Here is an 11266-nt window from a genome sequence, read left to right as displayed (position 1 = left end):
ATAATCCAACTCACTGCCTTTACGCTAGCCAAGGCGTGGTCGATTCAGCAAAAATCATTTCCCTATACTCTACCAGAATTCACCCCGCGTGCAAAGAACCTTTTCAGGTCATTCGTTTTGTTCTATAATTATTCTGATCGGAATTACGATTTTTGTGAAAAGAGGGATTATACAATGGCAGAAATTCGAATTCGCAGCACGGATGAGCGCATCTCCGGCGAAGAGAACGTCCGCGCCTTTCTAGAGAAGCAAGAAGTACTTTATGAGCACTGGGATGCAAGCAAGCTTCCAACTGAACTTCATAACAAATTTGTATTGAATGATGAAGAGAAGCAAACGATCCTTAGCACATACGACGATGAAATCAAGGACCTTGCGGCACGTCGCGGCTACAAAATTTGGGATGTTATCTCTCTGTCAGACGCAACTCCGAATATCGAAGAATTGCTGAAGAAGTTTGAGCAAATCCACATCCATACCGAAGATGAAATTCGCGGAATCGTGTCCGGTCGCGGCATCTTCATCATTAAAGGTGACGAGGAAACCGGATATTTCGACGTTGAGCTGGAAGCCGGCGATGTCATCTCTGTTCCGGAGAACAAAGCACACTTCTTCACGCTGATGGACAACCGCGAAATCATCGCTGTTCGCCTCTTCATCGAGAAGGACGGCTGGGTCGCTCAGAATATTGAAGATCCTTCTTTCGCCTAATAATCGGATTCTAGGTGAAAGCAATAGAAGAAGACCCGTCCTCGGACGGGTCTTCTTCTTTGTTCCTCTATAAGTGCTGCTTGCATCCTGATTACAGTAGTAGAGGCAGCAATTCTTCCAAATGCTTGATTTCATGCGAAGGAATAATTTCATCGGAACGCGTCATGCCATGACGATTAATCCAAACGGATGTCATGCCAATTGTATTGGCGCCCAGAATATCCGTCGTCAGCTTATCCCCCACCATAATGCCGTGCTCCGGCTGAACGCCTAAACGCTCTAATGCATGATGGAAGATGGCAGCAGCAGGTTTCCCTTGGCCAAATTCACCCGAAATAATAATATGATCAAAATAAGGCACGATCGCCGGAACGCCGGCCAGCTTCTCGCGCTGCAGATCAGGCGATCCGTTCGTCAGCAGCAGGAGCTTGTACTTGCCTTTGAGCTGATCCAAGATTGCAAACGTCTCTTCATATACATAGGGGCGGCTGCGACGTTCAGCCGGGAACTGTTCCGCGAGCTGAGCTCCGAGCTCTGCGTTATCCACGCCGAGCGCCTTCAGGCCACGTGTCCAAGCCTCGCGGCGGTAGGCCGGAGCGAGCTGCTGGAGCTGGCGGAACTCTTCTTGTTCCCCTTCCAGAAAGTTCGCCCATAGCCCCTCAAACGGATTGATTCCGATCATTTTGGTGAATGGGAACGTTTCATAGGATTCATAGAGTGCCCGAGCTTCACGGCGTACCGCGTTTTCCAGCGCTTTGGCATCCACCCCGGTTTGTGCTGCAGCGGTTAGACAGGTCGCATCGAATGCTTCCTGTACGCTTCGGTCATCCCATAGTAGCGTATCGTCGAGATCAAATAAGACTGCTTGTTTAGCCATAATCGTGTCTGCACTCCACTTCCGAATTATTTTTCAGTAAACGAAATACCATGCTGCGCGGAGAACGTCCGCAGGCGTTCCGACATTTGATCCGTTGGGAATCGGTTGATGACGCGCGAGAACACCCAGTTGCCGCCTTTATGCTGCTCAACAACGATGTAGCCTTTCTGCGAGGAGATGGCTTTAATGTTGTTTACATTGATTGAGCGATCACCTGTGAACCGGCGAGAGCGAATATAGTCGCTGCCTACCGATAGATACGGACGGCGCAGCGTGAATAGCAATGCCAGGATGACATAGCAACCTACAGTCAGCCAGAACATATTGCCAGTCTGCTTGTATGTATCCGATGTAACAGTCACGATTACATAGAAAAGGATGAACAGCATCAGGAATGCCGGCATCAAATAACTTCTTCCTCTGAACGTGTCGAGCTTCTCTCCACTTGATTTGGCAGCCATGAGCGGCGCCTTTCCATGCTTCTTGCGTTGTTTGTTGATTTCTGCTTGATTCTTCTGTACTTTACGTTCCCACGATCTTGACAAGGGTGTTCCTCCTTCATAATCTTCAACACGCTGTAATCGACTTGCTCTAAGTTAGATCGGTCTGGCGAATTTCGCAATAAATCGGTTCGGATATTCGCTTGGCAACGCGCTTACTTCATCAAGCTTGTTCCATACGGAATCCGGCATCATCCAACCGATCGCACCCATATTATCTTCAAACTGCTCCAATGTGCTTGCACCAAAGATCGGAGATGTAATCCCTTTGCGTTGCAGCAGCCAGGATAGCGCAACTTGTGCAGGTGTACGATCTAGTTCCTTGGCTGCGCTTAGCACAGCCTCAAGCACGGCAAAATTCCCCGCGTTAGCACGAAGTGCCCAGGAACTCTCGCCTTGCTTGGACGTTAATCTTCCACTTACAGGCTCTTCTTGCGTATATCTGCCCGTCAGAAATCCGCCGCCTAGAGGTGCCCAAGGGATAACGCCTACATTCTCCTCCAAACATAAGGATAACATTTCGCGGTCCATTTCACGACTGACTAGGCTGTATTGCGGTTGAATGGAGATGAATCGAACATAACGATTCCAATCGCTGGTGGACAACGACTTCATAAGCTGCCAGGCGAAGAAATTGGAACAGCCGATATAACGAACTTTACCTGACGTAACCAGATCATCCAGTGCGCGAAGCGTCTCTTCAATCGGTGTTGCGTGATCCCACACATGCACTTGATAGAGATCGATATAGTCGGTATCCAGTCTCTTCAAGCTTGCTTCAACGGCATCCATAATATGCTTTCTGGAAACACCGACGCCGTTAGGGTGATTCGCGGTTGCGAATCTCACTTTCGTTGCGAGCACAACTTCTGAACGTCGATCTTTGATCGCTTTGCCTACGATCTCTTCAGAGCGGCCGGATACATACACGTTCGCAGTATCAAGGAAATTGCCGCCTTTCTCGAAGAAACGATTCATCATCTCTATCGAATCCGTCTCGCTTGTCGTATTACCGAACGTCATTGTACCTAAACAAAGCTCCGATACGGCTAAACCGCTTCGGCCTAGTAAACGATATTGCATGCTACATGTCCTCCTTCAAATAGACTGCTGCTAATGCTTGATCGTGTCTTCCCCGTTCTCTTCATCTTCTACATATTTAATGGTATCGAGCTGGTTCCGGAAGTTTTTCTTGAAATTCTCAAGGTATAGACGACGAAGCTCGTCGCGTTCGACCAGTTCCTCCGGTGACAACCCTACGGTTTTGTTCTTTCTGGATAGTTCATTAATACGGGCGATAATCTTTTCCATTTCGAATATGCTCCTTCCCTGATTCGGCCAACATGTCATTCTTTACTTTGACATTTTTAATTGCCCATTGTCAAGGCGAAATGGCCCTCTCTGAGGCTCGTTAACGCTTGTCTTGGCCATCCTCTTTCAACCTCATCTCGGAAGTACCTTATTATTACATTATGCCGTAAGAAATGAAAAAAGCCTGAGCAACAAAGACTCAGACCTCTGAACGTAGACTATGATAGATCATTCTTGCAAGTATGTATTCTTTCTTATAGAAGCTGTTTCGATCAGCCCAGTTATTCAGCGGGTATAATCAAGGATTGTCCAGCTTGCAGCGAGCTGGAAGTTAGGTTGTTCCGTTGTTTCAAGTTAAACACAACGTGACGTATATCTTCGCCTTCCTTACGAATACTGCTAGCGATGTTCCATAGTGTGTCGCCGGAACCTACAACTACAATCTGTTCCGAAGCAGATGGTGCCGCCGGGTGTTCACTGTTCGCTTGGCTTGTCATCAGTGACAATCCTGTGAAGAGCAATACGAAGAACAGAGTTGCTGCGGCTAGTCTCATTAACAGGCGTTCTGTTCTTCTCTCTTGCCAACTACGCTTCACAGCGCGAGTATTCCTTGTATTGCGAGCTTCACCTTTATAAGTAGAAGAGTAAGTGGACATCGTTGTCATCATTCTCCAGCACCCCAAACGTTTGTTCTATTTGTTAAACCTAGAATAACACGAACATTTGTTTGTGGTCAAGCATTTTTGGAACATTTGTTCGCGAAAATATGCGAACTTGTGTTTCTCGAACTTATGTTTGTACGAACTCCGGTTCTGTGTTATAATTTGACACAAATGAAACTTTGGAGTGATTCCGGTGTCGAAACTTTCAAACCGCCAACAGGCGATACTAGAATTCATTAAGACGGAAGTTCGCGAGAAAGGTTATCCGCCTTCCGTTCGCGAGATCGGTGAAGCGGTCGGACTCGCTTCCAGCTCAACTGTCCATGGCCATCTTGATCGCCTGGAGAAGAAAGGCCTTATTCGCCGTGACCCAACCAAACCTCGCGCAATTGAGATCTTGGACGGCGAAGACAACGAGATTCCATTCCCGCTCTCCATTGCAAAGGTTCCTGTAGTAGGTAAGGTAACTGCCGGTGTACCGATAACTGCAACTGAGAACATTGAGGATTACTTCCCCCTTCCGGCTGATAAGGTTGGCGACCACAACGTATTCATCCTTAACGTTGTCGGTGAAAGTATGATCGAAGCAGGCATTCATAACGGCGATTACGTCATTGTCCGCCAACAGCAAACCGCTTCCAACGGCGATATCGTCGTTGCGATGACAGAAGAAGACGAAGCAACGGTTAAGACCTTCTATAAAGAGAAGGATCATATCCGTCTGCAACCGGAGAATTCCACCATGGAACCGATCCGTCTGCGTAACGTCTCCATTCTCGGCAAAGTCATCGGACTTTTCCGCGACATCCATTAGCCTACACATCATTAGAGGCATTTCTACTCGCTGCTGCAGCGTTAGGAAATGCCTCTTTTCCTGTCATCCGCCACGCAACGCCGCCGATGTGCCTCCATTATGTCAGCTAACCTACGATTTCGCGGAATAGCAAATGACGATAGGTGTATTTACTGCTCTTGTATTTGAAGCTTAAGGCTATGCCTGAGAAATCAATCGTTATCGATTTCAGCGCATATGCTGTTACTTTTTGTCGAATCAAGGCTGCCAATCTTGTTCGATTATTGTTGTTCACGGCAGCAGCAACGGCAGCTGCGTAAGTCGAAGAGGATCGAAGCATTTTATAGAAAGGCAGTATTGCTCTTGCAATAGCTCGATGTATCGGAGTTGAGAATGTGAATTGGGTCGTTCCGGGGGGGATCGTCGTTCCGACGGAATATAGAAGGATCGGTTCAGGAAACTCAAAATCAAAGAAGTAGCCTATGGCATTCGTAGAGAACCCATTTAACTTAGCTGAAGGCACAACCGACTTAAATAGAGCGGATAAGACATCTAAATCCGCTCCGCGAACAGCCTTGGACCATTTCAAGGCATAGGAATAGTTCAGTACGATCTTCCTTAAGAATGGCACCATCGTTGCTGCTACATGAGATAATATCGCTCCGGTAAGTCGGAACGGTTTCTCTGCTCTTGTCGCCGCTTTACTCTTCACACACGCTGCCTCCTTCATGGATCGAATGGCTATTGTGGCATCGTATGCGGAAGCAGAGGTACAAGTGCGGAAGCACGATCACTCGAAGACGCAAAAAAACCCTTGATACCATATCGCATCAAGGGTTTCTTCGGTTCTAGTAGAGCGTCAAGTACTGATCGCGTTCCCACTCGTGGATTTGCGTACGGTACATGTCCCACTCAATTTCTTTAAGCTCATAGAAATGGGCAAGCGCGTGATCGCCAAGCGCTTCACAAACAACTTCGCTGCGAAGCAGTTCCGTTAACGCTTCTTTCAGGTCATCCGGCAAGGTAGGGATGCCCTCTTCGATACGCTCTTCGTCCGTCATCACGTAGATGTTACGGTCAGTCGGAGCCGGCAGCGGAGTCTTGTTACGGATACCGTCAAGACCTGCTTTAAGCATAACCGCAAGCGCTAGGTACGGATTAGCTGCTGGATCCGGACTGCGAACTTCGATGCGTGTGCTAAGACCGCGCGAAGCCGGGATACGAATCATCGGACTGCGGTTGCTTGCGGACCAAGCCACGTAGCAAGGAGCCTCATAGCCCGGAACCAGACGCTTGTACGAATTTACGGTAGGGTTCGTAATCGCTGAGAAAGCACGTGCATGGTTCAGCACACCGGCCATGTAATAACGAGCCGTTTGGCTAAGACCCAGCTTGTCGCTCTCATCGTAGAACGCGTTCACATTGCCCTTGAACAACGATTGGTGACAGTGCATCCCAGAGCCATTCACACCGAAGAGCGGCTTCGGCATAAACGAAGCATGCAGTCCGTGCTGGCGAGCGATTGTTTTGACAACCAGCTTGAACGTTTGGATTTGATCGGCTGCTTTGATCGCATCCGCATATTTGAAGTCGATTTCGTGCTGACCCGGCGCCACCTCATGGTGAGAAGCTTCGATTTCAAAGCCCATTTCTTCCAGCGTCAATACGATTTCACGGCGGCAGTTTTCACCCAGATCCATCGGCGCAAGGTCGAAGTATCCGCCTTGGTCGTTAAGCTCTGTAGTTGGATTGCCCTTCTCATCTGTTTTGAATAAGAAAAATTCCGGTTCTGGTCCTACGTTCATCGCAGTAAAGCCAAGCTCTTCCGCTTCTTTCAGAACGCGTTTCAGAATGCCGCGCGGATCGCCGGCAAAAGGTGTACCGTCAGGCATATATACATCACAGATCAGACGGGCAATACGATCTTCTGCAACCCACGGGAATACAACCCATGTATCCAGGTCCGGATAGAGGTACATGTCGGACTCTTCAATCCGCACATAACCTTCGATGGACGAGCCGTCGAACATCATTTTGTTATCGAGTGCCTTTTCCAGCTGACTTACCGGAATTTCGACGTTCTTGATCGTTCCGAGCAAATCGGTGAACTGAAGTCGAATAAACCGGACATTCTGTTCTTTGCAAATACGTCTGATGTCATCTTTGTTGTAGCTCACAGAATCATCTCCTTAAAGGCTAATTGGTTTGGCTTACTTTTTGTTATAGAAACGGGACAGCTGGCCTTGAATCATAGATGCTTTGCCAGGTCTCTTCTCTAGCAGCTGCTGCTTGAGCAATCGATGCAATTGAGCATCGGAGAGCTCGCGACGCTTCACTTCCGACAGCTCGCTGACGACGGTCGCGTCTTCGGATTCCTTGGATACAGGGTTCATTACTTGCTTAATACCCGCAATGTTAACGCCCTTCTCGATTAACGATTTAATCTCTAGCAGCCTCTCCACATCGTTGAACGAGAACAGCCGCTGGTTCCCAGACGTACGAGCGGGAACGATAAGTTCATGCTGCTCGTAGTAACGGATTTGCCTCGCGGTCAAGTCGGTCAACTTCATGACGATGCCGATCGGAAAAAGCGCCATATTTCTGCGTATTTCGTCACCCATGTCGCATCAACCTTCCAGTTTCTGATATATGCTACCATTGTACCGCTCTGCCAAAAACGTGTCAAGTCGTGTAAGGTTTAATTACAACCAACTCGCGTTCAGCAAGTACCGTTAAAGCATTCAGAACACCGTATTTGACATGAGCGTAAGTAAGTCCGCCTTGCATATAAGCGATGAACGGTTCCCGGATCGGAGCATCGGCTGACAACTCTAAACTGCCCCCCTGCATGAAGGTTCCCGCAGCCATAATCACGGGATGCTCGTACCCGGGCATATCCCACGGTTCCGGCACCACATGAGCATCAACCGCCGATGCTTTCTGCACACCTTGTACGAAGGCAATCAACTGTTCCGCTCGATCGAAGCGAATCGCTTGGATCAAGTCCGTGCGCGGCGCATCGTAACGCGGATTGCTCTCGAAGCCGAGCATTTCGAACATGGCCGCGCCGAAGACGCTGCCCTTGAGCGCTTGTCCGACCAAATGAGGCGCCAAGAACAAGCCTTGGTACATCGCACGAAGCGTCCCGAGCGTGGCCCCGACCTCTCCGCCGATTCCCGGAGCTGTCAGTCTGTACGCCGTCAGCTCTACGGCTTTCTTCGTGCCGGCCACGTATCCGCCGGTCGGGGCAATACCGCCGCCGGGGTTCTTGATCAACGAACCCGCCATTAGATCGACGCCAACCTCTGTCGGTTCCAGTTCCTCGGTAAACTCGCCGTAACAGTTGTCTACGAAGACGTACACATCCGGCTTCAGCGCCTTCACCTTCTTAACCATTTCACCGATTTCTGCAACAGTATAAGAAGCACGCCAGTCATATCCGCGCGAGCGCTGAATGCCAATCACTTTCGTCCGCTCTGTCAGGCGCGCCGCGACGGTCTCCCAGTCAATCGAACCATCCCCTAATGGGGCGACTTCCCCGTAGCCGATGCCGAAATCCTGCAACGAACCTTTCCCGTCACCGAGCTTACCAATGACTTTATGCAGCGTATCATACGGTTTCCCCGTTATGTATAACAGTTCGTCCCCCGGACGAAGAAGTCCAAACAAGGCGCAGCTGATCGTATGGGTACCCGATACGAAATGCGGCCTGACAAGCGCCGCCTCCGCCCCCATAACGTCCGCATATACAAGGTCCAGTACTTCGCGTCCACGATCGTTATAGCCATACCCCGTCGACCCGTTAAAATGATAATCGCTGACGCGGTGCTTCTGGAAAGCATCGATAACCTTCCACTGATTGCGCTCACTGATTCCATCGATAGAACGAAAAACAGGGGCGGCCTGCATCTCTGCAGCCTCCGCCCACTTTGTTAACTCTAACCAATTTTCACTCTCTTGCTGTTTCACTTTCCTCTGACTCTCCTCATATATCTCATCTTTATCGAGTTGTTATACTTGCTCCGCATAAGCGGCAAGACGGTGGCCGTGCACTTCAAAATCTTGCTTGTTCAGTTCTACCGTCAGCTTAATAATGTCCCCATCGACAGCTTGCTCAATGACGTCGCCTGTGCGGTAAGCTAACGCGATCAGATCGCCCCGATCGGCCGGCAGTTTGAACACACGCGTATCGCCGCTGAGCTTATCTTGAACCGTCTGCACCAGTCGCTGCAAATCATCTTTATTGAATGCGCTCATGACGAGCGTATCTTGTCCGCCTGCACGAATGAACTGATGATCGTCACCAAGGCACATATCGATCTTGTTATAAACCATAATCGTCGGTTTGCCGTCAGCGCCTAAGTCACGCATGATGTTGTTCACGACGGAGATTTGCTCCTCGCGCATCTCAGATGCACTGTCAATGACATGAAGCACCAAATCCGCTTCGCATACCTCTTCCAGTGTTGCCCGGAACGCCGCAACCAAGTCATGCGGAAGATTCTGAATAAATCCTACCGTATCTGTCAACACCACTTCTTTGCCGCTCGGAAGCTCTAAGTTACGGGATGTAGGATCCAGCGTAGCGAATAATTGATTCTCGACATATACATCAGCTTGCGTCAATTCTCGCAATAGCGTTGATTTGCCTGCATTCGTATAGCCGACCAAAGCAACCTGCTGCACGCCTGACTTCCGTCTGCGCTCGCGGTGAAGCGTGCGGTGCTTCACGACCTCATCCAGCACGTTCTTCAGATCCGTAATCCGATCCCGGATATGACGGCGATCGGTCTCAAGCTTGGATTCACCGGGACCTCGCGTCCCGATACCGCCGCCAAGCCGCGACAGATTCTTGCCGTGGCCGGACAGTCGCGGAAGCAAATAGCTGAGCTGCGCGAGCTCAACTTGAATGATCCCTTCGCGCGTCTTCGCTCGCTGAGCGAAGATATCCAGGATCAGCTGCGTCCGGTCGATGATTTTCAGATCCAGTGCTTCCTCCAGGTTACGAACCTGTGCGCCGGACAGCTCCTGATCGAAGATGGCTGTTGTTGCACCCAGCTCCTCCGACATCGCCCTTAGTTCCTCGACTTTACCTTTGCCGATAAACCACTTTGTATCGACTTTCTCTTTGTTCTGTGTCATCGACGAGAGGACTTCCACGCCTGCTGTTTCGGCCAAGCTCACAAGCTCCTGCAGAGAAAGCTCGGGGTCGCTAGAGCCCCGTTTAATATTCGGTGTCACCAAGCTGACGAGTATCGCTCGGTCCTGTAAATCCGTATCGGTATCATAGGTAGATTGCCGCATAGGTTGATTGCCACTCCTTCATACTTGCCTGTTACTTTTCCCACTTCAAATCTTCCGGTCGAACTGCCATCAGCTCTTGTTTCCCCGGCGACCCTGTAGGATACTGATTCAATAATCGCACCGCTTGGTGCCGAAATGCCTTCTCGATCACGTTACGCACATAGCGCGCATTGCTGAACGCAAACATCGTCATCGTTTTCTCTTGCATTAAATGCTGACGCAGCTTAAACACAGACTGCGGCATGAGGGTATAATCCCGATCCTTCGCCATCAGCTCCGCAATTTGAATCAGCTGATCAATCGAATAATCCGGGAAATCAATCTGGATCGGAAACCGCGACGGAAGCCCGGGGTTGGTTAAGAGGAAATGCTCGATCTCAAGCGGATATCCGGCCAAAATCAACACAAATTGGTTCCGATGATCCTCCATGGCTTTGACCAATGTATCGATTGCTTCTTTGCCGAAATCCTTCTCCCCGCCTCGAGCTAAGCTGTACGCTTCGTCCACAAATAACACGCCGCCCAGCGCCTTGCGCACCAAATCACGTGTTTTCTGCGCCGTATGCCCGATATATTCCCCGACGAGATCCGCCCGCTCCACCTCGATCATATGCCCCTTGGAGAGCACGCCCATCTTGTTAAACAGCTTGGCAACGATTCTTGCAATCGAAGTTTTGCCGGTACCCGGATTCCCTGTGAAAATCATATGATACACATGCGAGCCGCCTGTCAGCCCGGCATCTGAACGCATCCGGGTAATCTGCAGCAGCGCATAGATTTCATAAATAAGCAGCTTTACATTATCAAGACCCACCATCGAATCAAGCTCACGCCCGATTTCGAGAAACGGATCATTGGCGGATAACGGTTTGGCAACCGCTACCGGTTCACTCTCCAGCGCTTGCGCCGAGCTGCTTGTGGATGCAAAAGGCTCGCTGCTTCGCAGCACCACATTGATCTGCCGCGAAGGTCTGCCGCTGCCGTTCCCTCCTGTTGATACAACTCGTTCGTCCATCTGCTTCATCACCTATCCTTCGCTGAATCATCGGCATAAGCTGCACGTATAATCCATTGTATTCTAGTGATTTCAGCCATATTAACAGTTTTC

13 protein-coding genes are annotated in these 11266 nt (G+C 49.7%); 2 read left to right on the top strand and 11 right to left on the bottom strand.

Annotated elements, in window-relative coordinates:
* Positions 1–174: 174 nt before the first annotated feature.
* On the top strand, positions 175–711 hold the full coding sequence (locus BLW29_RS26545) for a 1,2-dihydroxy-3-keto-5-methylthiopentene dioxygenase (protein ID WP_090985363.1): 537 nt from the start codon (positions 175–177) through the stop codon (positions 709–711).
* 91 nt (positions 712–802) lie between these two features.
* Here the strand turns inward: BLW29_RS26545 and BLW29_RS26540 are convergent, their stop codons facing one another.
* From BLW29_RS26540 to BLW29_RS26520, 5 genes are all read right to left on the bottom strand, one after another.
* Positions 803–1588: an HAD family hydrolase gene (locus tag BLW29_RS26540; RefSeq protein ID WP_090985361.1), complete on the bottom strand. Its 786-nt coding sequence runs from the start codon at positions 1586–1588 to the stop codon at positions 803–805.
* A gap of 26 nt (positions 1589–1614) precedes the next feature.
* Entirely contained in the window at positions 1615–2133 is a 519-nt protein-coding gene (locus BLW29_RS26535) for a hypothetical protein (RefSeq protein WP_090985359.1), read from the bottom strand.
* 51 nt (positions 2134–2184) lie between these two features.
* On the bottom strand, positions 2185–3171 hold the full coding sequence (locus tag BLW29_RS26530) for an aldo/keto reductase (protein WP_090985357.1): 987 nt from the start codon (positions 3169–3171) through the stop codon (positions 2185–2187).
* Between the two features lie 30 nt (positions 3172–3201).
* A complete protein-coding gene (locus BLW29_RS26525) occupies positions 3202–3399 on the bottom strand; it encodes a DUF896 domain-containing protein (protein WP_090985355.1) in 198 nt (65 codons plus the stop codon).
* A gap of 281 nt (positions 3400–3680) precedes the next feature.
* Positions 3681–3995 carry a LysM peptidoglycan-binding domain-containing protein gene (locus BLW29_RS26520; protein WP_177186835.1) on the bottom strand — a complete coding sequence of 105 codons (315 nt, stop codon included), beginning with the start codon at positions 3993–3995 and terminating at the stop codon, positions 3681–3683.
* Positions 3996–4254: 259 nt separating this feature from the next.
* Between BLW29_RS26520 and lexA the strand changes: the two genes are divergently transcribed.
* On the top strand, positions 4255–4875 hold the full coding sequence (gene lexA, locus BLW29_RS26515) for a transcriptional repressor LexA (protein WP_090985351.1): 621 nt from the start codon (positions 4255–4257) through the stop codon (positions 4873–4875).
* Between the two features lie 106 nt (positions 4876–4981).
* On the opposite strand, the gene BLW29_RS26510 is transcribed toward lexA, so the two are convergent.
* The 6 genes from BLW29_RS26510 to BLW29_RS26485 form a co-directional block, all read right to left on the bottom strand.
* The gene (locus BLW29_RS26510; protein WP_090985350.1) at positions 4982–5566 is read right to left on the bottom strand and encodes a hypothetical protein; all 585 of its coding nucleotides are present in this window, start codon (positions 5564–5566) and stop codon (positions 4982–4984) included.
* 136 nt (positions 5567–5702) lie between these two features.
* Entirely contained in the window at positions 5703–7031 is a 1329-nt protein-coding gene (glnA, locus tag BLW29_RS26505; protein ID WP_090985348.1) for a type I glutamate--ammonia ligase, read from the bottom strand.
* A gap of 33 nt (positions 7032–7064) precedes the next feature.
* Positions 7065–7475: a MerR family transcriptional regulator gene (locus BLW29_RS26500; protein ID WP_090985346.1), complete on the bottom strand. Its 411-nt coding sequence runs from the start codon at positions 7473–7475 to the stop codon at positions 7065–7067.
* 61 nt (positions 7476–7536) lie between these two features.
* Positions 7537–8823, bottom strand: coding sequence for a methionine gamma-lyase family protein (locus BLW29_RS26495; protein WP_256208938.1), 1287 nt, complete (start codon positions 8821–8823; stop codon positions 7537–7539).
* 42 nt (positions 8824–8865) lie between these two features.
* On the bottom strand, positions 8866–10158 hold the full coding sequence (gene hflX / locus BLW29_RS26490; protein WP_090985342.1) for a GTPase HflX: 1293 nt from the start codon (positions 10156–10158) through the stop codon (positions 8866–8868).
* 31 nt (positions 10159–10189) lie between these two features.
* Positions 10190–11173 (bottom strand): AAA family ATPase, encoded by a 984-nt coding sequence (locus tag BLW29_RS26485; protein ID WP_090985498.1) that lies wholly within the window; start codon positions 11171–11173, stop codon positions 10190–10192.
* Positions 11174–11266 lie beyond the last annotated feature (93 nt).

The organism is Paenibacillus sp. CF384 (assembly GCF_900106745.1).
Lineage (GTDB): Bacteria > Bacillota > Bacilli > Paenibacillales > Paenibacillaceae > Paenibacillus_Z.
Note: the sequence above shows the minus strand (reverse complement) of the source record. Positions and strands in the feature narration are given on the sequence as shown.

Bases quoted from the DNA above. Each gene is read 5' to 3' on its own strand.
- BLW29_RS26545 (WP_090985363.1), top strand. From the start codon at position 175: ATGGCAGAAATTCGAATTCGCAGCACGGATGAGCGCATCTCCGGCGAA.
- BLW29_RS26540 (WP_090985361.1), bottom strand. From the start codon at position 1,588: ATGGCTAAACAAGCAGTCTTATTTGATCTCGACGATACGCTACTATGG.
- BLW29_RS26530 (WP_090985357.1), bottom strand. From the start codon at position 3,171: ATGCAATATCGTTTACTAGGCCGAAGCGGTTTAGCCGTATCGGAGCTT.
- BLW29_RS26525 (WP_090985355.1), bottom strand. From the start codon at position 3,399: ATGGAAAAGATTATCGCCCGTATTAATGAACTATCCAGAAAGAACAAA.
- BLW29_RS26500 (WP_090985346.1), bottom strand. From the start codon at position 7,475: ATGGGTGACGAAATACGCAGAAATATGGCGCTTTTTCCGATCGGCATC.
- hflX (WP_090985342.1), bottom strand. From the start codon at position 10,158: ATGCGGCAATCTACCTATGATACCGATACGGATTTACAGGACCGAGCG.
- BLW29_RS26485 (WP_090985498.1), bottom strand. From the start codon at position 11,173: ATGGACGAACGAGTTGTATCAACAGGAGGGAACGGCAGCGGCAGACCT.